The 20689-nt window shown below is 68.9% G+C and carries 17 protein-coding genes and 8 pseudogenes; 7 read left to right on the top strand and 18 right to left on the bottom strand.

The window, feature by feature from the left end:
* Positions 1-17 precede the first annotated feature (17 nt).
* The 5 genes and pseudogenes from phoU to pstS form a co-directional block, all read right to left on the bottom strand.
* Positions 18-742, bottom strand: a pseudogene (gene phoU, locus FRZ33_RS15545) (phosphate signaling complex protein PhoU).
* Between the two features lie 15 nt (positions 743-757).
* Positions 758-1576, bottom strand: coding sequence for a phosphate ABC transporter ATP-binding protein PstB (pstB, locus tag FRZ33_RS13435; protein WP_146910220.1), 819 nt, complete (start codon positions 1574-1576; stop codon positions 758-760).
* On the bottom strand, positions 1569-2432 hold the full coding sequence (gene pstA / locus FRZ33_RS13430) for a phosphate ABC transporter permease PstA (RefSeq protein WP_146910219.1): 864 nt from the start codon (positions 2430-2432) through the stop codon (positions 1569-1571). The genes pstB and pstA overlap by 8 nt, the downstream gene beginning before the upstream one ends.
* Positions 2432-3395: pseudogene (pstC, locus tag FRZ33_RS13425) on the bottom strand (phosphate ABC transporter permease subunit PstC). The gene pstA and the pseudogene pstC overlap by 1 nt, the downstream one beginning before the upstream one ends.
* Before the next feature lie 85 nt (positions 3396-3480).
* The gene (gene pstS / locus FRZ33_RS13420) at positions 3481-4500 is read right to left on the bottom strand and encodes a phosphate ABC transporter substrate-binding protein PstS (protein ID WP_146910217.1); all 1020 of its coding nucleotides are present in this window, start codon (positions 4498-4500) and stop codon (positions 3481-3483) included.
* A gap of 285 nt (positions 4501-4785) precedes the next feature.
* Here pstS and FRZ33_RS17105 point away from each other — a divergent pair, with 285 nt between their 5' ends.
* Positions 4786-4911: a hypothetical protein gene (locus FRZ33_RS17105; RefSeq protein WP_265468640.1), complete on the top strand. Its 126-nt coding sequence runs from the start codon at positions 4786-4788 to the stop codon at positions 4909-4911.
* Positions 4911-6089: an OprO/OprP family phosphate-selective porin gene (locus FRZ33_RS13415; RefSeq protein WP_146910215.1), complete on the top strand. Its 1179-nt coding sequence runs from the start codon at positions 4911-4913 to the stop codon at positions 6087-6089. The genes FRZ33_RS17105 and FRZ33_RS13415 overlap by 1 nt, the downstream gene beginning before the upstream one ends.
* Here FRZ33_RS13415 and nth read toward each other — a convergent pair.
* From nth to FRZ33_RS13385, 7 genes and pseudogenes are all read right to left on the bottom strand, one after another.
* Positions 6086-6804, bottom strand: a pseudogene (gene nth, locus FRZ33_RS13410) (endonuclease III). The gene FRZ33_RS13415 and the pseudogene nth sit on opposite strands and share 4 nt — an antisense overlap.
* A 69-nt stretch (positions 6805-6873) precedes the next feature.
* Positions 6874-7443 (bottom strand): annotated as a pseudogene (gene rsxE / locus FRZ33_RS13405) (electron transport complex subunit RsxE); the annotation flags it as partial.
* On the bottom strand, positions 7440-8111 hold the full coding sequence (gene rsxG, locus FRZ33_RS13400) for an electron transport complex subunit RsxG (protein WP_146910213.1): 672 nt from the start codon (positions 8109-8111) through the stop codon (positions 7440-7442). The gene rsxG and the pseudogene rsxE, both read right to left, overlap by 4 nt.
* On the bottom strand, positions 8108-8434 hold the full coding sequence (locus tag FRZ33_RS16520) for an RnfABCDGE type electron transport complex subunit D (protein WP_265468639.1): 327 nt from the start codon (positions 8432-8434) through the stop codon (positions 8108-8110). The genes rsxG and FRZ33_RS16520 overlap by 4 nt, the downstream gene beginning before the upstream one ends.
* The gene (locus FRZ33_RS16515; RefSeq protein WP_227977899.1) at positions 8413-9156 is read right to left on the bottom strand and encodes an RnfABCDGE type electron transport complex subunit D; all 744 of its coding nucleotides are present in this window, start codon (positions 9154-9156) and stop codon (positions 8413-8415) included. Before FRZ33_RS16515 ends, FRZ33_RS16520 begins: the two co-directional genes overlap by 22 nt.
* Positions 9153-10661, bottom strand: coding sequence for an electron transport complex subunit RsxC (gene rsxC, locus FRZ33_RS13390; RefSeq protein WP_146910212.1), 1509 nt, complete (start codon positions 10659-10661; stop codon positions 9153-9155). Before rsxC ends, FRZ33_RS16515 begins: the two co-directional genes overlap by 4 nt.
* Before the next feature lie 16 nt (positions 10662-10677).
* Positions 10678-11460 (bottom strand): enoyl-CoA hydratase/isomerase family protein, encoded by a 783-nt coding sequence (locus FRZ33_RS13385; protein WP_146910210.1) that lies wholly within the window; start codon positions 11458-11460, stop codon positions 10678-10680.
* A gap of 151 nt (positions 11461-11611) precedes the next feature.
* Here FRZ33_RS13385 and FRZ33_RS13380 point away from each other — a divergent pair.
* The 3 genes and pseudogenes from FRZ33_RS13380 (at position 11612) to FRZ33_RS13370 (ending at position 14055) form a co-directional block, all read left to right on the top strand.
* A pseudogene (locus FRZ33_RS13380) lies at positions 11612-12339 on the top strand (FKBP-type peptidyl-prolyl cis-trans isomerase N-terminal domain-containing protein).
* A 56-nt stretch (positions 12340-12395) separates the two neighbouring features.
* Positions 12396-13201, top strand: a pseudogene (locus FRZ33_RS13375) (CoA pyrophosphatase).
* On the top strand, positions 13198-14055 hold the full coding sequence (locus FRZ33_RS13370; protein WP_146910208.1) for a sulfurtransferase: 858 nt from the start codon (positions 13198-13200) through the stop codon (positions 14053-14055). The pseudogene FRZ33_RS13375 and the gene FRZ33_RS13370 overlap by 4 nt, the downstream one beginning before the upstream one ends.
* Here FRZ33_RS13370 and FRZ33_RS13365 read toward each other — a convergent pair whose 3' ends face one another.
* The 3 genes from FRZ33_RS13365 to FRZ33_RS13355 are packed head-to-tail and all read right to left on the bottom strand — an operon-like array spanning position 14056 to position 16008.
* Positions 14056-14406, bottom strand: a complete 351-nt coding sequence (locus tag FRZ33_RS13365; protein ID WP_158637241.1) for a hypothetical protein — start codon at positions 14404-14406, stop codon at positions 14056-14058.
* 29 nt (positions 14407-14435) lie between these two features.
* Positions 14436-15188, bottom strand: a complete 753-nt coding sequence (locus FRZ33_RS13360; RefSeq protein ID WP_146910204.1) for an enoyl-CoA hydratase/isomerase family protein — start codon at positions 15186-15188, stop codon at positions 14436-14438.
* A gap of 7 nt (positions 15189-15195) precedes the next feature.
* The gene (locus FRZ33_RS13355; protein ID WP_265468780.1) at positions 15196-16008 is read right to left on the bottom strand and encodes a DUF4139 domain-containing protein; all 813 of its coding nucleotides are present in this window, start codon (positions 16006-16008) and stop codon (positions 15196-15198) included.
* Positions 16009-16136: 128 nt separating this feature from the next.
* Here FRZ33_RS13355 and FRZ33_RS16510 point away from each other — a divergent pair, with 128 nt between their 5' ends.
* Together FRZ33_RS16510 and FRZ33_RS15300 are read left to right on the top strand one after the other, a co-directional pair.
* Positions 16137-16565 carry a hypothetical protein gene (locus FRZ33_RS16510; RefSeq protein ID WP_146910200.1) on the top strand — a complete coding sequence of 143 codons (429 nt, stop codon included), beginning with the start codon at positions 16137-16139 and terminating at the stop codon, positions 16563-16565.
* 12 nt (positions 16566-16577) lie between these two features.
* The gene (locus FRZ33_RS15300) at positions 16578-17138 is read left to right on the top strand and encodes a copper chaperone PCu(A)C domain-containing protein (RefSeq protein WP_146910198.1); all 561 of its coding nucleotides are present in this window, start codon (positions 16578-16580) and stop codon (positions 17136-17138) included.
* On the opposite strand, the gene FRZ33_RS16505 is transcribed toward FRZ33_RS15300, so the two are convergent.
* The 3 genes and pseudogenes from FRZ33_RS16505 to uvrA form a co-directional block, all read right to left on the bottom strand.
* Positions 17135-17332 carry an acyl-CoA thioesterase family protein gene (locus FRZ33_RS16505; protein ID WP_227978369.1) on the bottom strand — a complete coding sequence of 66 codons (198 nt, stop codon included), beginning with the start codon at positions 17330-17332 and terminating at the stop codon, positions 17135-17137. The two genes, FRZ33_RS15300 and FRZ33_RS16505, sit on opposite strands and share 4 nt — an antisense overlap.
* A pseudogene (locus FRZ33_RS17100) lies at positions 17329-17487 on the bottom strand (acyl-CoA thioesterase); the annotation flags it as partial. The gene FRZ33_RS16505 and the pseudogene FRZ33_RS17100, both read right to left, overlap by 4 nt.
* Positions 17488-17533: 46 nt before the next feature.
* Positions 17534-20386, bottom strand: a pseudogene (uvrA, locus tag FRZ33_RS13335) (excinuclease ABC subunit UvrA); the annotation flags it as partial.
* Positions 20387-20689: the final 303 nt, after the last annotated feature.

Below are 20689 nucleotides of genomic sequence, written 5' to 3'. Positions count from 1 at the left end.
GCCCCCGCGCGATGGATCTACTTGCGCAACAGCGCAAGCGTGTCACTGGCTGGTGAGGTCGCGTTTTCGCGCTCGCCTTCGGGCTGCTCGCCGTGCACCAGAACCAGGTGTTCTCGGCGATGTTGGTGGCGTGGTCGCCGATGCGCTCGATGTTCTTGGCCATGAACAGCAGGTGCGTGCAGGCCGTGATCTGGCGCGGGTCCTCGGCCATGTAGGTCAGCAGCTCGCGGAACAGGCCGGTGTATTCGGCGTCGAGTTCGGCGTCGCGGCTGCGCACCGCCATGGCGCGGTCGGCGTCGCGGGCGGTGTAGGCCTCCAGCGCCTCGCGCACCAGCGTGTTGGCGAGTTTGGCAAGCGCCGGCAACCCGCGCGCCGCCGAGACCGGCGCCGTCTGGTTGAGCACGATCGAACGCTTGGCGACGTTCGCCGCGTAGTCGCCGATGCGCTCGATGTCAGACGAGATGCGCAGCGCCGCATAGACCTCGCGCAGGTCGCGCGCCATCGGCTGGCGCAGCGCCAGCAGGCGCAGCACGTCGTGGCTGACCTCGTGCTCCAGCGTGTCGATGGCCTCGTCGTTGGCCACCACCCGCATGGCCGCCTGGCTGTCCCGGCGCTGCAGCACGTCGATGGCGGCGTCGAGCTGGGCGATGGCGATCCCGCCCATGCGCTGGATCTCGCCGTCCAGGCGCTTGAGCTCGCTGTCGTAGCTCTTGACGATGTGGTCGTTGGAGGTGGGGCTCATGGTCGCGTCCTGTGCTCAGCCGAAACGGCCGGTGATGTAGTCTTCGGTCTGCTGCTTGGTCGGCTTGGTGAAGATGGTGGACGTGACGCCGTGCTCGACCAGTTCGCCCAGGTACATGAAGGCCGTGTAGTCCGAGCAGCGCGCCGCCTGCTGCATGTTGTGGGTGACGATCAGGATCGTGAAGTGCTGCTTGAGCTCGGCGATCAGCTGCTCGATCTTGCCGGTGGCGATCGGGTCCAGCGCCGAGGTCGGCTCGTCGAACAGGATCACCTCGGGCTTGAGCGCCACCGCGCGGCCGATGCACAGGCGCTGCTGCTGGCCGCCGGACAGGCCCAGCGCGTTCTGCTTGAGCTTGTCCTTGACCTCGTCCCACAGCGCCGCCTGGCGCAGCGCCTCTTCCACGCGGTCGTCCATCGCCGAACGCGACAGCTTCTCGTAGTGGCCGATGCCGTAGGCGATGTTGTCGTAGATGGACATCGGGAACGGAACCGGCTTCTGGAACACCATGCCGATCTTGCTGCGCAGCTTGTTGAGCGGGTACTTCGGGTCGAGGATATTCTCGCCGTCCAGGATCACCTCGCCGCTGGCGCGCTGGCCCGGGTAGATCGAGTAGATGCGGTTGAAGATGCGCAGCAGCGTGGACTTGCCGCAGCCGGACGGGCCGATCAGCGCGGTGACGCGCTTCTCGGGAACGTCGAGGTTGATTTCCTTGAGCGCGGTGAAATCGCCGTAATGGAAGGCGAGGTTGCGCGCCGACAGCTTCGCCGAGCGCGGCGACAGTTCGGCGGCGACCGGAACGGCCGTGTTGATGGCGATCGAATGGGCGTTAGTCATGGCTCATCTTCTTGCGAAGCAGGAAAAAGCGGGCGGTGATGCTGACCAGCAGCACGAACACCGTGATCAGGAAGGCGCCGGCCCAGGCCAGCTGGTTCCAGTATTCGAACGGGCTGAGCGCGAACTGGAAGATGGTGACCGGCAGGTTGGGCACCGCCGCCGTCATGTCCGTGTTCCAGTACTGGTTGTTGAAGGCGGTGAACAGCAGCGGCGCGGTTTCGCCGCTGATGCGCGCCAGCGCCAGCAGCACGCCGGTCAGGATGCCGGGTGCGGCGGCGCGGTAGAGGATCTGGGTGGTGACCTTCCACTGCGGGATGCCCAGCGACAGGGCCGCTTCGCGCATCTGGGTCGGCACCAGCTGCAGCATCTCGTCAGTGGTGCGCACCACCACAGGCAGCACGATGAACGCCAGGGCGATGGCACCTGCGAATCCCGAGAATCCGCCGGTGGTCCGCACCACCAGGGTGTACACGAACAGGCCCAGCACGATCGACGGCGCCGACAGCAGGATGTCGTTGACGAAGCGGATCACCTCGCCCAGCACGCGGTGGTTGACGTATTCGGCCAGGTAGGTTCCCGCGGCCACGCCGATCGGCGCGCCCAGCAGCACGGCCAGAGCGCTGATCAGCAGGCTGCCGACGATGGCATTGAGCAGGCCGCCGGTGTCCTGGCCCGGGGGCGGAGTCATCTCGGTGAACAGCTGCAGGCTCATCGCGTCCACGCCCTTGGTGAACGTGGTCCACAGGATCCAGACCAGCCAGAACAGGCCGAAGATGGCCGCGGCGCCGGACAGCACCAGGGACAGGCCGTTGATGATGCGGCGCTTGAGGAACAGGCGGTCGGCGACGACGGACATCACTTGCCTTCCCTCTTCTTGAGCTGCATGAGCATGAGCTTGGCGATGGCCAGGACGATGAAGGTGACCACGAACAGCAGGAAGCCCAGCGCCAGCAGCGCCGACTGGTACATCGGCGTGGTCGCTTCGGCGAATTCGTTGGCGATGCTGGCGGCGATCGAGTTGCCGGGTTCCAGCAGCGAGGCGCTGATGCGGTGCGCGTTGCCCAGCACGAAGGTGACGGCCATGGTCTCGCCCAGCGCGCGGCCCATGCCCAGGAAGATGCCGCCGATCACCGCCGAGCGGGTGTAGGGCAGCACGATGTCCCAGACCACTTCGGTGGTGGTCGAACCCAGCGCGTAGGCCGATTCCTTCAGGCGCGTCGGCACGGTCAGGAAAACCTCGCGCATCACCGAGGAGATGAAGGGGATGACCATGATCGCCAGCACGATGCCGGCGGTGAGCATGCCGATGCCCAGCGGCGGGCCGCGGAACAGCGCGCCCAGCACCGGCCAGGGTCCGATGGTTTCGTCGATCCAGGATAGACGTGGTTGCCCAGGATCGGCGCGAGCACGAACAGGCCCCACATGCCGTAGATGATCGAGGGAATGCCGGCCAGCAGTTCGATGGCGGCGCCGAGCGGCTGCCGGATCCAGGCCGGTGCCACCTCAGTGAGGAAGAGGGCGATGCCGAAGCTGACCGGCACGGCGATGATCATGGCGATCAGGGTGGTGACGACGGTGCCGTAGATCGCGACGGCGGCGCCGTATTTTCCTGCACCGGGTCCCAGTCGGTCGAGGTCAGGAAGCCCCAGCCGAATTCGCCGAAGGCCTCGCGGCCGCCCCAGTACATCGAGAACGCGGCCAGGAACAGCGTGATCAGCACGAACCAGCCGGCGATCGCGACGATGTTGCGGAACACCCAGTCGCCGATCCCGTCCAGGGATCGCGGCGCGGTGTCGGCGTTGGCGGCGGGACTGTGCATTCAGTCGTACTCGGCGTTGACGCCCCGTCGGGGGCGGAAACAGCCGCGCGCGCCGGAGGGCGCGCGCGGCCAGTCTAGAGCAGCCTTACTTGGTCAGCGACTTGGCCCAGTAGGCCTCGATCTGCTGTACCAGCGGGGCCGGCAGCGGCACGTAGCCGAGGTCGGTGGCCTGCTGGGCGCCGTTGGCGTAGGCCCAGGCGAAGAACTCGCGGGCGTGGCGGTTGTTCTCCACGTTCTTCGGCTTCTTCGACAGCAGGGCGAAGTTGGTGGCGGTGATCGGCCAGGAGGCCTCGCCCGGGGCATTGGTGATCACCAGGAAGAAGTCCTTGGACTTGCTCCACTCGGCGCTGGCGGCCGCGGCCTGGATCGACTCGTTGGACGGGGTGATGAAGTTGCCCGCGGCGTTCTGCAGCTGGCCGTAGGCGACCTTGTTGGTCAGCGCGTAGGACAGTTCGATGTAGCCGATCGAACCCTTGATCTGCTTCACGTACGCGGTGACGCCTTCATTGCCCTTGCCACCCACGCCCACCGGCCAGCGCACCGAGGTGCCTTCGCCGACCTTGGTCTTCCACTCCGGGCTGACCTTGGACAGGTAGTTGACGTAGTTGAAGGTGGTGCCCGAACCGTCCGAGCGGTGCACGACGGTGATGCGCTGGTCCGGCAGGGCCAGGCCCGGGTTGACCGTGGCGATGGCCGGGTCGTTCCACTTGGTGACCTTGCCCAGGTAGATGTCGGCCAGCAGCGGGCCGGTGAACTTGATCTGGCCCGGCGCCACGCCGGCCAGGTTCACGACCGGCACGATGCCGCCCATGACCAGCGGGAACTGGATCATGTTGGACGCCGCCAGGTCCTCGGGCTTGAGCGGGGCGTCGGACGAACCGAAGTCCACCGTGTTGGCCTTCATCTGGGCGATGCCGCCGCCCGAGCCGATGGACTGGTAGTTGATGCGGTGGCCGGTGGCGGTGTTGTAGTCGGCCGACCACTTGGACATGACCGGGAACACGAAGGTCGCGCCGGCACCGGTGATGTCGGCGGCCTGGGCGGCGGTGGTGAGGCTGGCGGCCAGGGCCAGGGTGGCCAGGTTGCGCTTGAAGGACTTGAGCACGGAACGACTCCTCGGATGGATGGACGGCGTCGGAGGGGGCCTCCGATGGCGGCCATTACAGGACGCTTGGGTGACAAGCCTGTTTCTCAAACATGACAACCGTGTGACAGTCGCGTCCGTAAGCCTGCGGACACCGGTCACGCGGCTGTCATGAAACTCACAACTGGCGGTAATGAAACCGGTGCAGCCTGTGCTCGCTTAACAGCCCCGTAACGGACCGGGGCAGGGGCCGTTGATCCGGCCATGCACCGGTGCCGCGTCATCACATTTCCAAGGAGTTCCACCATGCGTCTGACCACCCTGGCCGCCGCCCTCGCGGTCGCACTCACCGGCCTCAGCCCCGACGTCGCCGTCGCCGCGGAAGCCTCGTCCCATAAATCGCCGAGCTCAAGGCCCAGGTGGCCGCCCTGATGGGCCGCATCGATGAACTCGAAGCCCGCGACGAAGCCCAGTCCGGCATCAACGTCGACACCGCCGAGGCCCTGAAGGCCCAGGCCGCCACCCAGCCCAAGGTCGAGACCAAGGGCGGCATCAAGGTGACCTCGCCCGACGGCCAGTTCTCGGCCCAGATCGGTGGTCGCATACACGGTGACATCTACGCCTTTGACCGCGATCTGGCCGCGACCACCGGCACCTCCGAATTCCGTCGCGCCCGCCTGACCCTGTCCGGCACCGCAATGGGCTGGGAATACAAGATGGAGCAGGACTTCGCCGCCGGCACCAATCTCGACGGCCTGCGCGACCTCTACATCGCCAAGGCCTTCGGCCTGGGCAAGCTGACCATCGGTCACTTCAAGCCCTATCGCTCGATGGAAGAACTGACCAGCTCGAACGAGATCCTGATGATGGAGCGCCCGTTCGCCTCCGCCACCGGCATCTACAGCGGCCGCCAGTTCCAGCAGGGCCTGGGTTATCTGTACGGCGGCCGCAACTACAGCGCCGGCGTGTCCGTGTTCAACCTGCGTGGTGCTTCGGGCCCCCGCAACGAGGGCATGGGCGTGTCCGGCCGCGCCACCTGGGCGCCGATCATGAGCGGCACCCAGACCTTCCACCTGGGCGCCTCGGCCAGCCATGAGGACGCCAACCAGGGTTCGGCCGACCTGGCCGCCAGCGTCAACTACGCGGGCCGTCGCGGTCCGTCGCAGCTGATCGCCACCACCACCGGCGCCAGCCGCAACCAGGTGGATACCTTTGGCCTGGAAGCGGCCGGCCAGTTCGGTCCGCTGTTCTTCCAGTCCGAGTACGCCAACGCCAGCTACGGCCAGCCGATCGGCGGCGACCAGGAAGTCGAGACCTATTACATCCAGGGCAGCTGGATGCTTAATGGCGGCCAGAAGATCTACAAGCCGCAGACCGGCGTGTTCGGTTCGCCCAAGGTCACCGACAAGGGCCTGTGGGAGCTGACCGCGCGTTACGACCACATCGAGAACAAGGACCTGTTCAACACCGAGGCCGAGTCGATGATCCTGGGCATGAACTACTACGTGAACTCGAACCTGCGCTTCATGTTCAACTACACCCAGGGCGACAACGAGGTCACGGGCGACGAAACCGCGCAGTACGCCGTGCGCGCCCAGTTCGCGTTCTAAGGCTGCACCCGCCGCGGTCTGGCGGACTTCGCGCCCCCGGTCTCCGGACCGGGGGCGTTTGTTTTGGCGGGGACTTCATCGTCGGCTGGCGTCTTGTCGCGGTAAGCGCACAGGTCGCGGATCACGCACTGCGGGCAGTCGGGTTTGCGGGCCTTGCAGACGTAGCGGCCGTGCAGGATCAGCCAGTGGTGCGCATCCATCAGGTACTCGGGCGGCACCGACTTGAGCAGTTTGTCCTCGACCGCGCGCACGGTCTTGCCCGGCGCCAGGCCGGTGCGGTTGGCGACCCGGAAGATGTGGGTGTCCACCGCCATGGTCGGCTGGCGGAAGGCGGTATTGAGCACCACGTTGGCGGTCTTGCGCCCGACGCCGGGCAGGGCCTCCAGCGATTCGCGGTCCTGCGGCACCACGCTGCCGTGTTTTTCCACCAAGATCCGGCAGGCGGCGATGATGTTGGCGGCCTTGGCGTTGTACAGCCCGATCGTCGAGATGTGGCGTTTGAGGCCGTCCTCGCCCAGCGCGAGGATTTTTCCGGCGTATCGGCGACCGGGAAGAGTTTGCGCGTGGCCTTGTTCACGCCCACGTCGGTGGCCTGGGCGGACAGCGTCACCGCCACCAGCAGTTCGAAGGGCGTGCGGTATTCGAGTTCGGTCTTCGGGTGCGGATTGAGTTCGGCCAGGCGGGCGAACAGTTCGCGGCGCTGCGCCGGCTTCATGCGGCGGTCCCGCGCCGCTGCCGCCAGCCCTGGCGCAGCGCGATCAGGCCGGCGAGCACCAAGGAAGGCGCCGATCGGCAGCACCGCCAGCAGGAAACCCGGATAACCCGCCGCCGCCAGCTCCAGGCCGGGCAGGCCGAGCAGGCGGCCGGCCCCGGCGAACAGGCTGCCTTCGCCCAGCAGCTCACGCACCACGCCGATCACCAGCAGCACCCAGAGGAAACCCAGGCCGATGGCGAAACCGTCCAGCGCGGCGCGCGCCGGGTCGTGCCGCGACGCGAAGGCCTCGGCGCGCCCCATCAGCGCGCAGTTGGTGACGATCAGCGGGATGAACAGGCCGAGCACCGCATGCAGTTCCGGCAGCCAGGCGCGCAGGCCCAGTTCGATCGAGGTCACCACCGCGGCGATGATCATCACGAAGGCGGGGATGCGCACGTCGCGCCCGGTCAGCCGCCGCAGCAGCGACACCGAGGCATTGGTCAGGGTCAGCGCCAGCACCGTCGCCAGGCCCAGGCCGAGCGCGTTGACGGCGTTGTTGCTGACCGCCAGCAACGGGCACAGGCCCAGCAGCTGCACCAGGCCGGTATTGCCGCTGGCCAGGCCGTATTCGAGGATCGCGCGGGGCGTGGTGGCGCTCATCGCGGGGCGGTGTCGTCGGGGGCGGTGTCGAAGCGCAGTGTAGCGCCGGCCGGTGCGGCCCTGAGTTCGTCGCCGTGGCGGGCGACGAAAGCGAGGCAGCGTTTCACCGCACGCACCACCGCGCGCGGGGTGACGGTGGCGCCGGCGAACTGGTCGAAATGGCCGCCGTCACGGCGCACCGCCCACTGGTCCGCGGGCGGGTCGCCCAGCGCGCGGCCGGTGAAGCGGGTGATCCAGTCGCTTCGTTCCACTTCGATGTCATCGCCCAGGCCCGGCGTTTCCTGGTGGCCGGTGACACGCACGCCGAGCACGCGGCCATCCTGCGCGACGGCGACCAGCAGGCGGATCGGGCCGGCATAACCGTCCGGCGCCGAAACCTGCAGCACCAGCGCGCTGGGTTCGCCCGCCAGGCGCGCGCGGTGCACGGTCGCCGTGTCCAGGCCCAGCCAGGCTTCGGCGTGCACCTGCACGCTGTCGGCCACCAGGTCGTTGTCGTAACGCGTGGACGGCAGCACGATTTCCAGTGCCGCCATCTGCGCGTGGTGTTCGGCGGCGACGATGTGTTCGCGGGTCAGCACCCAGGTGCCGGCCAGCAGCAGTGCCGCCAGCAGACCGGCCAGGCCGAGCTGGGCGGCGGCGCGCAGCGGTTCTCGCGCGGTGCCGTTCATGGCGACCGGCCTTCGCCGTAGATGCGCGGACGCGTGTGCAGGTCGATCCAGGGCGCCGCGCAGTTCATCAGCAGCACGGCGAAAGCGACGCCGTCGGGAAAGGCGCCCCAGCGGCGGATCAGCAGCGTCAGCACGGCCACGCCGATGCCGAACACCAGCCGCCCGCGCGGCGTGGTGCAGCCGCTGACCGGGTCGGTGGCGATGAAAAACGCGCCCAGCACCAGTGCGCCGGAAAACACGTGCTGCAGCGGGAACGGGTGCAGGTCGGGGTCGTACAGCCAGAAGGGCAGGGTGAGCAGGATCACCGTGCCCAGGGTCGCCACCGGTACCTGCCAGGGTATGACCCGCTTCCAGAGCAGGAAAAAAGCCGCCCAACGCGAAGAAGTTGGCCACCCATTCCCAACCGCGGCCGCCGAAATCGCCGAACAGCGGGTCGTGCCGGATCTCCGCCAGCGTGGCGCTCTGGCCGGCCAGCGTGCGCACCGTGTCCAGCGGCGTGGCCTGGGCGATGGTGTCCCAGCCCCCAGGGCGCCGGCAGCACGCCGGTGAAGACCACGCGCAGGCTGTCGCCCAAGCCGGGCAGACCGATAGACGGATCCAGTCCGGCCGGCGGCAGCCATTGGGTGAATTCGCGCGGGAAACACAGCAGCACCACCGCCACGCCGGCCATCGCCGGGTTGAACAGGTTGTGGCCCAGTCCGCCGTAGAGATGTTTCGCCAGGATGATCGCCGCGGCCATGCCGATCGCCGCGATCCACCACGGCGCCAGCGGCGGCACCGACAGCGCGAACAGCACCGCGGTCAGCGGCGCGCTCAGGTCGGTGAGGAAGGGCCGCAGCGGGCGGCCGCGCAGCCTGAGCATCGCGGCTTCGAAACCGAGCGCGAACAAGGTCGCCAATACGATCTGGATGGCGATGCCCGGACCGAAGAACCAGCCGTGCGCCAGCACGCCCGGTGCCAGAGCCAGCAGCACCAGGCCCATCACCGTGCGCACGTTGCGCTTCGGCGGCAGGTGCGGGGCGCTGGCGGTGTCGAAGGTTTTCACGCGCCCGCCCCTGGTTCGCCCGGTGCGGCGCGTTTGGCGCGGGCGCGTTCCAGCGCCGCGGCCACCGCGTCGGGGCTGGCGGCGTTGCGGCGTCGCGCGGCATCCCGTTCGACGCGTTCGGCGGCTTCGCGCTCCAGGCGCTGCTGGCGCGATTCATGGCGTTCGCGCGCCGCCAGGGCACGGGCGGTTTCGGCGGCGCGCGCACGCTGTTCGCCCTTGGCGTGGCGGAAGTGCGCGGTCAGCGGGATGTGGCTGGGGCAGGCCAGGTCGCAGCAGCCACATTCGATGCAGTCGAACAGGCCCTGGTCGGCAGCGCGCTCCGGCCGTTCGGCGCGCACCTGCCAGAGCAGTTGCTGCGGCAGCAGCCGGGCCGGGCAGACCGGCGCGCAGTCGCCGCAGCGGATGCAGGGCATCTCGGGTTCAAGCGTTTCGGCCGCGACCTCGGCGGCGGTCTGCACCAGCACGCAGTTGTGGGTCTTGCCCACCGGCACGTCGTCGTGCGGCAGCGCCAGGCCCATCATGGGTCCGCCCAGCAGCAGGCGGGCGGCATCGGGCGTGTAGCCGCCGGCCTGTTCGACCAGGTGCGAAACCGTCGTGCCCAGCGGCACGACGTAATTGCCCGGGTTCGCCACGCCCGGACCGGTGACGGTGACGATGCGTTCGGTCAGCGTTTCGCCCAGCGTCACCGCACGCCAGGCCGCACGCGCGGTGGCGACGTTCTGCACGATCACGCCCAGGTCGCGCGGCAAGCCGCCGCGTGGCACCTCGCGGCCGGTGAGCGCCTGGATCAGCTGGCGTTCGCCGCCTTCGGGATAGATCGTCGGCACGACCGCCAGTTCGACCTCGCCGGCGCCGTGTCCGGCCAGCGCCGCGCGGCAGGCTTCGAGCGCGGCGGTCATGCTGTCCTCGACCGCCAGCTGCACGCGTGCGGCGCCGGTGGCGCGCGCCAGCAGACGGCCGCCCAGCACCACTTCGTCGGCGTGGGCGCGCAGCAGGGCGTCGTCGCAGGCGATCCAGGGCTCGCATTCGGCGCCGTTGAGCACCAGGCGCTCGCGGCAGGCCGAGAGTTTTTCTGCGGTCGGGAAGCCGGCACCGCCGAGGCCGACGATGCCGGCTTCGCGGATGCGCTCGCGCAGTGTTTCCGGGGAGGCGAGGGTCCAGTCGAGTGGCGGCAGCGTCGTGACGCCGTCGCCTTCCACATCAATCCAGACTTCGACCACGCGCTGCCCCGGGAAAGCGGGCGACTCGCCGGATTCGATGGCCTGGATCCGGCCCGCGCACGGTGCGTGCACGTCGGCGCTGTACTCGCCCTCGGCGCGGCCGATGCATTGCCCGCGCCGCACCCGTTCGCCGACGGCGACGCAGGCTTCGGCGGCGCGGCCGGCGTGCTGCAGCAATGGCACCCGCAGCCGCGCCGGTGGCGGGCAGGGCCGCAGGCCGTCGGCGCTGGACTCGGCCTTGTGGCCCGCCAGCCTCAGTCCGCCGTGGAAGCGCTGCGGGCGCATGGCGCCGGTCCGCGCCTCAGCGGCCCGTGAACTGCGGCTTGCGCCGGGCCAGGAAGGCGCCGGTGCCTTCCTTCATGTCCTCGGTGGAGAAGGCCAGCGCGAAGGCCTGGGTTTCGTAGTCCAGGCCCGCCTCCAGGGGCGCCTCGCCGCCGGTCAGCACGGTGTCCAGCACGCCGCGCAGGGCTTGCGGCGCCGCGGCGGCCAACTGTTCCGCCAACTTCTGGGTTTCGGTCTCCAACTGGTCGGCCGGCACCACCCGGGTGACCAGGCCGAGCTGGGCGGCGCGGGTGGCGTCGATCGGGGCGCCCAGCAGGCACAGTTCCAGCGCGGCGCCGCGGCCGACCAGCCGCAGCAGGCGCTGGGAGCCGCCGAAACCGGGGATCAGGCCCAGGTTGACCTCGGGCTGGCCCAGTTTCGCGGTGTCGGCGGCGATGCGCAGGTGGCAGGCCATGGCCAGCTCCAGGCCGCCGCCCAGGGCGAAACCATTGACCATGGCCAGCACGGGTTTGCCCAGCTGTTCGATCCGGCTCATCAGGCGCTGGCCGTGGCGGGAGAAGTCGCGCGCCTGGACCGGGCTCAGGCCGCTCATCTCGGCGATGTCGGCGCCGGCCACGAAGGCCTTGGGGCCGGCGCCGGTCAATACCACCACGCGGATATCGGCATCGGTGCCGGCGGCCTCGAAGGCGGCATGCAGTTCGGTCAGGGTGGCGTGGTTGAGCGCGTTGAGCTTGTCGGGACGGTTGAGCGTGATGCGCCGGATGGCGCCGCTGTCCTCGACCAGCAGGTTGCTGAAAGCCATGGGAACTCCGTGGATGAATGAACTTCGGCCGCCCGTACGGGTCCGACGCCGGCACTGGCTGATGTCAGTAGCGGTTCAGCCGTGCGGGGGCTATCCTAGCGCGGCCTTTGGGGCCCCACATGGTCCCCGCATCCACAACTGGAGATTCCTGATGAAGTTGCGTCTGTTGGCTGCCAGTCTGGCGGCCCTTGGTCTGAGCGCCGGCGTTGCCCTGGCCCAGACCGCCCCGGCTTCGGCTCCGCAGGCCCAGCCGGCCCCGGCGCCGGTCAACAAGCCGGTGTTGAGCTATGCGATCGGCTACGACCTGGGCAAGGACCTGGCGCAGCAGAACGTCGATGTAGACATCAATGCGGTGATCCGCGCCTTGCAGGACGGTTTCGCCAAGAAGGCGCCGGCCCACCCGCAGGAGCAGATGGACGCCCAGCTGAGCGGCCTGCAGCAGCGCATGGTCGGCCAGGCCCGCGCCGAGTTCGAGCGCGTGGCGCGCGAGAACAAGGCCAAGTCCGACGCCTTCCTTGCCGCCAACCGCGCCAAGCCGGGTGTCACCACCCTGCCCAACGGCCTGCAGTACCGCGTGATCGAGCCGGGTGCCGGCGCCAAGCCGACCACGGCCAGCACGGTGCAGATGCACTACCGCGGCTCGGTTTCCAGCGGCCAGGAGTTCGCCAACACCTACGCCCAGCAGAATCCGACCCCGGCCAGCTTCAAGGTCAGCGAGTTCCCGATCATGGGCGTGCGCGAAGCCCTGGTGATGATGCCGACGGGCGCGCGCTGGGAAGTCTTCCTGCCGGCCGAGAAGGCTTTCGGCAACGACCCGCGTTCGCCGGTCGGCCCGGGCCAGGCCCAGTGTTCGACATCAAGCTGGTCAGCGTCAAGTAAGCACACACTGCCGCCGCGCCGGGTCTCCCCGGCGCGGCGGTTTCGTGTCCGGAGCCATGAACAGCAGTCCTTTCCGTGCGGTGCTCAGTCCTTGCGTCGGGGTTTGTTCCCTCGACCTCGCGGGCTTGTGCGAAGGCTGCCTGCGCACTACCGCCGAAATCGCCCGGTGGCCGCAGATGAACGACGACGAGCGCCTGCACCTGATGGAAGTGGTGCTGCCGCGACGCGAGGCGCAGCGGGTGTGACGCCGCCGTTCGATCCGTTCGAACGCCTGCCCCGCGCGCTGCATCCGCTCGCCCAGCCGCCGCCCGGGCCGGGCTGGAACCATTCCGAACTTGCCGATCTGTTGCCTGCGGGCACCCTGTTGCGTCCGGCCGCCGTGCTGGTCGCGCTGGTCGCCCGCGCCGATGGGCCACGCGTGCTGCTCACCCGCCGCACGGAAGCGCTGCGCCTGCACGCCGGCCAGATCAGTTTTCCCGGTGGCCGCATCGAGGCCGATGACGCCGACCCGGTGGCCGCCGCGCTGCGCGAGGCGCAGGAGGAAGTCGGCCTGGCCGCGTCGCTGTCCTCGCCGCTCGGTTACCTGGATCCGTTCGTCACCATCACCGGCTTCCATGTCTATCCCGTGGTGGCGACGGTGACGGGGGACTATGTGCCGCGACTGGATCCATCGGAAGTGGCGGAGGCCTTCGAGGTGCCGCTGGGTTTTCTGCTCGACCCGGCCAACGTGCACGAGCTGGACGTGGACTGGCAGGGCCGGCGCCGGCGCCTGCTGGAGTACCGTTACGGCAACCACCGCATCTGGGGCGCGACCGCCGCGATGCTGGTGAACTTCCGCCACCGCCTGGAGCAGGCCCCATGAACTGGACCACGCTGGTTTCCGCCGAGGACCTGGCCGCCGCGTACGGCGACCCGTCACTGGTCGTGGTGGATTGCCGCCATGTACTGGCCGGTGCCGATCCCGGCGCCGGCGAACGCGCCTGGCAGGTGTCGCATCTTCCGGGCGCGGGGCACGCGCATCTGGATCGCGATCTTTCCGACCATTGCAAGCCGGCATCGCTCGGGCGCCACCCTTTGCCCGAAGCTGCCGATTTCCGCGCGGTGCTGGTGCGACTCGGCATCACGCCGGCCTCGCAGGTCGTGGCCTACGACGCGGGCGACGGCGCCATGGCCGCCGCGCGTTTCTGGTGGCTGCTGCGGCTGCTGGGGCACCGGCGCGTGGCGGTGCTGGACGGCGGTTTCGCGCGCTGGACCGCGCTGGGCCTGCCGCTGGAGACCGTGCCGCCGACGCCCAAGGCGGGTGCCTACGAGGGCGACTTCGACATGGCGCAGGTGGCCGGCACCGACGAGGTGCGGACGCGCCTTCACGACGCGCCAGGCTGGTTGCTGGACGCACGTGCGCCGGAACGTTTCCGTGGCGAAATCGAACCGCTGGATCCGGTCGCGGGCCATGTGCCCGGCGCCCGCAACCGCCCCTACACCGACAACCTGGCGGACGGTCGCTTCCGTGCGCCCGGGGCCCTGCGTGCCGACTTCGAACGGCTGATGGGAGGGCGCGATCCGCGCGAAGTCGTGCTCGGCTGTGGCTCCGGCGTGACCGCCTGCCACAACCTGCTGGCGATGGAACATGCGGGCCTTGCTGGCGCGCGCATCCATGCGGCGTCGTGGAGCGGCTGGGTCAGCGACGCCTCGCGGCCGGTGGCGACCGGCGCCTGATCACAACCTCAGGCTGTCCTGGCCGCTTTCGACCGGCAGGATGTCCACGCGCGTCAGCTCGACCCCGTCCACCGTCATGCGCCAGCGGCCGTTGTCCAGGTGCGGTCCGCGCTGCACATCGAAATCGGCGCTCAGCGGCCCCACGCCGATGCGGAAGCCGTCATCGTCGAAGCTGTGCACATTGCCTTCGATCGAGACCCGGCGCTGCGCCTGCACCCGGTCGTAGTCGGCATGGCCGTCGGCGCGGATCACCAGCCGCATGCCGTCGCCGCGCCAGTGGCCGACGTAGTCGGCGAAGGCGGGTGGCACGGGTTCGGCGCAGGCCGCAAGCAGTCCCAGCAGCATGACCATAACGAAACATTTCAGGGGTGTCGCGGCGTTCACTTCTTGAGTCGCGCCACCAGGGCCTGCAGAGCGGCCTGGGTGCCGGGCGCATACCAGTCTTCGATGAAGGCATCGAGCTGGTCGTCCTGGAAGGCCTCCAGTGCGGCGACCGCATCGGCCCGGGCGATGTCGCGACTGGCCAGCATGGCGCCCGACGGCAGCGCCAGAAGTTCCTCGAGCCAGCGCACGGCGCGGGTGACGACCCCTTCGGCCTCGGTGAGTTCATCGACCAGGCCGATCGCATGGGCCTGCTCCGCCTCGACCAGGGCGCCAGCGACCAGCAGGCGTTCGGCGCGATAGGTGCCGACCACGCGCCGCATCAGGTGCTGGATCGAGTCCGGCGCCACCAGGCCCACCTGCACCTCGTTCAGGCCGATGCGGAAGGGACCGCGCGCCATGATGCGGTAGTCGCAGCACAACGCCAGCACGCAGCCGCCGGCCGGGCTGTGACCGCCGATCGCGGCCACCACCGGCACCCGCGAGCCGGCAATGGCGCGCGCGGCGGCAAACAGCGTGGACCAGCCGGCCTTCAGGCCCGCCCGGTCCAGGCCCATCAGGTGCGGCACGTCCATGCCGGCCGAGAAGATCTGCGTGCCGCCGGTGAGCACGATGCCGCGCGCGCCTTCCGAAGGCGCCGCCTGCACCGCCGTGCGCAGCGCCAGCAGCAGCTCCGGCGTCAGCGCATTGACCGGCGGGCGGGCCAGGCGGATCTCGTGGATGTCGCCGTGGCGGTGCAGTTCGATGCTCATGCGGGCCTCAGGGAATCTGGACGTCGGGAGCCCAACGATACCGCACCGTGTAGGTCACTTTCGCCGTGCCGCCCGCAGGCACGGTCAGGGCGAACGCGGCGGTCTGGGCATCGCGCTTGCCCGCCGGCACGGTGCTGGACACGATTTCCCAGTCGCTCCAGCGCGTCATCTGCTCGACCACGTGCACGGTGGCGGCTTCGGGCTTGGCGTTGCGGACGATGATCGAGACACGCTCTTCCATCGTGCGGCCGGTGCGGTCCAGGCGGAAATCATCGCGCGTGCGTTCGGTGGTCAGGTCGAACACGGTGCCCAGGTCCAGCGTGGTGCGGGCGTTCGCCGGCGTGTGGCCGAGCGTGGCTTCGCCCAGCAGGTCACCGCCGTCGAACACGCGCACGCGGCCGGCCGGCAGCGGTACGCCGAGGCCGTCGGTCTTGCGGTTCTCGAACTGCAGGCTGGCGATCACCTCATGTGCACTGGTTCCGGAATTGAAGCCGGCGTCGATCAGCGGGTAGGGCGGACGCCAGTCGCCCATCTGCGAACGTGTTTCGTAGCGGCGCTCGCAGGCGACGCCGCGCGCGGGGTTGATGAGCGGCAGCCGTTGCACGCTGCCCTGGGGCAGATTGGCGCTGCCTGGCATGCGGTAGGCGTGGTATTCGCCGGAAGCGACCGGGGCCGGGGCGGCGGCATCCGCCACCATCATTTCGGCGCGTGCGTAGCCCTTGGCCTGCATCGGCCCGGAAGCCGGCGCGCGGTTCGGCTGCCCGGCAACCAGCGTCAGCGCCACGCCGTTGAAATCGGCGCCCGAACGGTTGGCCACCATCGCCGCACCGTCGATGTCCATGCGGCAGGCCTTGGCCTGTCCGGCCAGGTCCACCCTGGTATTCGGCACGCCACGCCAGGCCGGCGGTGGCGTAGGCCAGGTCGAATTCCTGGCGGCCGGTGCCGGCGATGTCCCAGGTCAGCGTGGGTTCGTTGACGATGCCCTCGGGCAGCACCGGCAGCTCGAAGCTGGAATATTCCGACAGCACCTTCACCCGGCCGTCGGGCAGGCGCAGCGTGAGGCCGTTGCCGGCCGCCATCAGCACGCCGGTATGGCTCTGGCGGTTGCCGCCGCTGGACTGTTCGACGGTCACGGTCTGGCCGATGGAGCGGCGCAGCAGTTCGTCCTGGCCGGCGATCGCGAAGTCGAAACGCTGGCCGCGCACGCTGGCGTTGCCGCGCGGCTTCAGGCGCACCGAGCTGGCGTCGAGCGCCGTCGGCAGGCCGCCCTGGCTGACGCGGTTTTCGCCCTTGCGCAGGTCGAAACCAAGCGTGGAGTCGAACAGCGCGAAGCCCGGGCCGCCAGGCATCGCCTCGGACTGCACCACGGCGTCGTAGTCGCCGCTGTAGATGGTGAGGCGGGATGCCGCGGCGTGGGCCGGGGCGGCGAACAGGGAAGCGAAGGCGACGGCAAGCAGGGTACGGGTCATGCGGAACTCCTGGGGCGCGTGGGATTATCATAGGCCCATGAACGTACTGCGCCTTTCCATGGGGTTGATGCTTGCCCTTTCGTCTTCAGCCGCCGTTGGGGCTGAGACCGACTGTGTCCCTCTGATCGAAAAAGCCTGGGTGCGTGCCGCGCCGCCGGGTGCCAGCACGCTGGCCGGTTACCTGGTGCTGCGCAATCCGTGCGCCATGGCCGTGGACGTGGTGGATGTCGAGAGCCTCGATTTCGGCATGCCGATGATCCACCGCACCGAACAGGTGGATGGCGTCAGCCGGATGCGGCCCGCGGGCAAGCTGCAGGTTCCCGCTGGCGGCGAACTGCGATTCGAACCCAATGGCCTGCACCTGATGCTGATGAAACCGCTGCGCCCGCTGGCTGAAGGCGATACCGCGCGCTTGCGTCTGGTGCTGGCCGACGGCCGCCGGCTCTACGCCGAAGTGCCGGTGCGGCGCGAGGCGCCTTAACCGACGGCGCAGGCTGCGCGCACGTTCTCCGGCAGCAACACGGATTGGCCGCTGCGGTCGATCCAGACCAGCACGGTGTGGCCATCGCAATACAGCGTGTCCGCCGAGCCGGCGGCGACGATGCGGTGGCCCAGGTCAGGCTCTTGTTGCCGGTGCGCTCGGCGATCAGCTCGATGCGCAGTGTTTCCGGCCATACCGCCGGGCGCCGGTAGTTCATCGTCACCGACGCCATGACGGGTGCGGCGGTTTCGCCGGCCCAGTCGGTGCTGAGTGACTTGAACCAGCGCACGCGTGCTTCTTCGACATAGCCGAGGTAACTGGCGTTGTTGACATGGTTGAAGGCGTCCATGTCGCGCCAGCGCGCTTCGATGTCCAGGTGTAGACCACGTGGCTCATGCGCTCTTCTTCCGCTTGGCCGGCGCGGCGGGCGCCAGCAGCTTGGCCAGGAAACGGCCGGTGTGCGAACCCGGAACCGCCGCCAGGTCCTCCGGCGTGCCTTCGGCCAGGATCTGGCCGCCACGGTGGCCACCCTCGGGACCGAGGTCGATCACCCAGTCGGCGGTCTTGATCACGTCCAGGTTGTGTTCGATCACGACGATGGTGTTGCCGTCGTCGCGCAGCTTGTGCAGCACGGCCAGCAGGTGTTCGATGTCGTGGAAGTGCAGGCCGGTGGTCGGTTCGTCGAGGATGTAGAGCGTGCGGCCGGTGTCGCGGCGGCTGAGTTCCTTCGACAGTTTGACGCGTTGCGCCTCACCGCCCGACAGCGTGGTCGCCGACTGGCCGAGCTTGATGTAGCTCAGGCCGACGTCCACCAGCGTCTCGAGCTTCCGGGCCAGGGTCGGTACCGGCTCGAACAGCTTGAGCGCATCCTCGACCGTCATCTCCAGCACGTCGTGCACGCTGTAGCCCTTGTAGTGGATCTCCAGCGTCTCGCGGTTGTAGCGTTTGCCGTGACAGACGTCGCAGGGCACGTAGACATCGGGCAGGAAGTGCATCTCGACCTTGATCAGGCCATCGCCCTGGCAGGCCTCGCAGCGGCCTCCGCGCACGTTGAAGCTGAAACGGCCCGGCGAATAACCGCGGGCGCGCGCTTCCGGCACCTGCGCGAACAGTTCGCGCAGCGGCGTGAACAGGCCGGTATAGGTGGCCGGGTTGGAGCGTGGCGTGCGGCCGATCGGCGACTGGTCGATGTCCACGACCTTGTCGAACAGCTCCATGCCGACGATCTCGCGGTGCGGCGCCGGCGTGTGCGAGGCGCCGTTGAGCTCGTTCGCGGCCAGGTGGTAGAGCGTGTCGTTGATCAGCGTGGACTTGCCCGAACCGGACACGCCGGTGATGCAGGTGAACAGCCCGGCCGGGATCGTCAGGTCCACGTCCTTGAGGTTGTTGCCGCTGGCGCCCAGCAGCCTGAGCGACATCTTCGGGTTGGGCTTGTGGCGCTTCTTCGGGATCTCGATGCGGCGTTTGCCCGACAGGTAGGCGCCGGTGATCGAGCGCGGCGCCTTCAGCACGTCGGCATAGCTGCCCTGGGCCACCACTTCGCCGCCGTGCACGCCGGCGCCGGGCCCGATGTCGACGATGTGGTCGGCCAGGCGGATCGCATCCTCGTCGTGTTCGACCACGATGACGGTGTTGCCGAGGTCGCGCAGCCGGGTGAGGGTGCCGAGCAGGCGCTCGTTGTCGCGCTGGTGCAGGCCGATGGAAGGCTCGTCCAGCACGTACATCACGCCGACCAGGCCGGCGCCGATCTGCGAGGCCAGGCGGATGCGCTGGGCTTCGCCGCCGGACAGGCTGTCGGCCTTGCGCTCCAGGGTCAGGTAGTCGAGGCCGACATCCACCAGGAAACGCAGGCGATCGCGGATTTCCTTGACGATCTTGGCGGCGATCTCGCCGCGCCAGCCGGGCAGGGTCAGGTCGGAGAAGAAGGCCAGCGACTCGTCCACCGGCAGCTGGGTGATCTGCGAGAGGTTGCGTTCGGCCACGAAGACGTTGCGGGCCGAACGGTTCAGGCGCGCGCCGCCGCAGTCGGGGCAGGCACGGTCGGAGATGAACTTGGCCAGCTCTTCCTTCACCACCTGCGATTCGGTTTCGCGGTAGCGTCGCTCGAGGTTGGGCACGATGCCCTCGAACTTGTGCTTGCGCTGGGTGCGGCCGCCGGATTCGGTGAGGTAGGTGAAGGTGATGATCTCTTCGCCGCTGCCGTACAGCACGGCCTGGCGCACCTGTTCGCTCAGCTCCTGCCAGTGCGTGTCGGGGTCGAAGCCGTAGTGCTTGGCCAGCGAGGCGATCAGCTGGAAGTAGTAGGCGTTGCGGCGGTCCCAGCCGCGCACGGCGCCCGCGGCCAGGCTCAGCTCGGGATGCACGACCACGCGCGAGGGATCGAAGAACTGGGTGATGCCCAGGCCGTCGCAGCTCGGGCAGGCGCCCACCGGCGAGTTGAACGAGAACAGGCGCGGCTCGAGCTCGGGCAGGGCGTAATCGCAGACCGGGCAGCTGAACTTGGACGAGAACAGCAGCGGCGCGGCGGTCTCGTCGTCCAGGTCCTGGACCTGGGCCAGGCCGTCGCCGAGCTTGAGTGCGGTCTCGAAACTTTCGGCCAGGCGCTGCTTGAGCTCGGCGCGCGGCTTGAAACGGTCGATCACGGCTTCGATGGTGTGCTTCTGGCGCAGCGCCAGCGCCGGCACCGAATCGAGCTCGTGCAGCACGCCATTGACGCGCACGCGCACGAAACCCTGGGCGCGCAGCTGGTCGAACACCTGGGCGTGTTCGCCCTTGCGCTCGCGGATCACTGGGGCCAGCAGCATGTAGCGGCGGTCCTCGGGCAGGGCCAGCACCTGGTCCACCATCTGGCCGACGGTCTGGGCTTCGAGCGGGTAGTGGTGGTCCGGACAGCGCGGGGTACCAACGCGGGCGAACAGCAGGCGCAGGTAGTCGTAGACCTCGGTGATGGTGCCGACGGTCGAACGCGGGTTGTGCGAGGTGGACTTCTGCTCGATCGAGATGGCCGGCGAAAGGCCCTCGATGTGGTCCACGTCGGGCTTTTCCATCACGCTCAGGAACTGCCGGGCATAGGCCGACAGGGATTCGACGTAGCGGCGCTGGCCCTCGGCGTAGATGGTGTCGAAGGCCAGGGAGGACTTGCCGGACCCGGACAGGCCGGTGATGACGATCAGCCGGTCCCGGGGCAGGTCCAGGTCGATGTTCTTCAGGTTGTGGGTACGGGCACCGCGGATTCGGATCGTGTCCATGCGCCTGGGAGAGGCTCCGGAGGGGGCAGCCGGGCAGTTTAGCAGGGCCTCGTCGGCAGGCTGTGACCCTGCTTCGGGGCGAAACAAAAACCTGTCTGGTCAATGGTTTGGACGTAAGTTTTCCGATCCGCCAGCCCGTTTCCCGGTCCAGTCGCCTGACGCTCCCCGCGAGGGCGGGCAGCCCCGGTCGTCTGGTCACGGGGCGGAAAGTCAGCAGGCGATTGACCGTAAAGGCCTGTTTCCCCTAGAATTCCGCTTCTGTCCCGTGACCGCGGGGCAGGTTTGACCAAAATAACTACAGAG

Origin of the sequence: Arenimonas daejeonensis, from assembly GCF_007993735.1 — a bacterium.
Taxonomy (GTDB): domain Bacteria; phylum Pseudomonadota; class Gammaproteobacteria; order Xanthomonadales; family Xanthomonadaceae; genus Arenimonas; species Arenimonas daejeonensis.
The sequence above is the reverse complement of the archived record's forward strand: the minus strand, read 5'-3'. Positions and strand labels throughout refer to the sequence as shown.

What these genes read in the sequence shown, in the direction of transcription:
- pstB (WP_146910220.1), bottom strand. Translation starts at nt 1,576, where the DNA reads ATGACTAACGCCCATTCGATCGCCATCAACACGGCCGTTCCGGTCGCC.
- pstA (WP_146910219.1), bottom strand. Translation starts at nt 2,432, where the DNA reads ATGTCCGTCGTCGCCGACCGCCTGTTCCTCAAGCGCCGCATCATCAAC.
- FRZ33_RS17105 (WP_265468640.1), top strand. Translation starts at nt 4,786, where the DNA reads ATGCGTCTGACCACCCTGGCCGCCGCCCTCGCGGTCGCACTCACCGGC.
- FRZ33_RS13415 (WP_146910215.1), top strand. Translation starts at nt 4,911, where the DNA reads ATGGGCCGCATCGATGAACTCGAAGCCCGCGACGAAGCCCAGTCCGGC.
- rsxG (WP_146910213.1), bottom strand. Translation starts at nt 8,111, where the DNA reads ATGAACGGCACCGCGCGAGAACCGCTGCGCGCCGCCGCCCAGCTCGGC.
- rsxC (WP_146910212.1), bottom strand. Translation starts at nt 10,661, where the DNA reads ATGCGCCCGCAGCGCTTCCACGGCGGACTGAGGCTGGCGGGCCACAAG.
- FRZ33_RS13385 (WP_146910210.1), bottom strand. Translation starts at nt 11,460, where the DNA reads ATGGCTTTCAGCAACCTGCTGGTCGAGGACAGCGGCGCCATCCGGCGC.
- FRZ33_RS13370 (WP_146910208.1), top strand. Translation starts at nt 13,198, where the DNA reads ATGAACTGGACCACGCTGGTTTCCGCCGAGGACCTGGCCGCCGCGTAC.
- FRZ33_RS13365 (WP_158637241.1), bottom strand. Translation starts at nt 14,406, where the DNA reads ATGGTCATGCTGCTGGGACTGCTTGCGGCCTGCGCCGAACCCGTGCCA.
- FRZ33_RS13360 (WP_146910204.1), bottom strand. Translation starts at nt 15,188, where the DNA reads ATGAGCATCGAACTGCACCGCCACGGCGACATCCACGAGATCCGCCTG.
- FRZ33_RS13355 (WP_265468780.1), bottom strand. Translation starts at nt 16,008, where the DNA reads ATGGTGGCCAACCGTTCGGGCGCCGATTTCAACGGCGTGGCGCTGACG.
- FRZ33_RS16510 (WP_146910200.1), top strand. Translation starts at nt 16,137, where the DNA reads ATGTCCCAGGTCAGCGTGGGTTCGTTGACGATGCCCTCGGGCAGCACC.
- FRZ33_RS15300 (WP_146910198.1), top strand. Translation starts at nt 16,578, where the DNA reads ATGGTGAGGCGGGATGCCGCGGCGTGGGCCGGGGCGGCGAACAGGGAA.
- FRZ33_RS16505 (WP_227978369.1), bottom strand. Translation starts at nt 17,332, where the DNA reads ATGGCCGGAAACACTGCGCATCGAGCTGATCGCCGAGCGCACCGGCAA.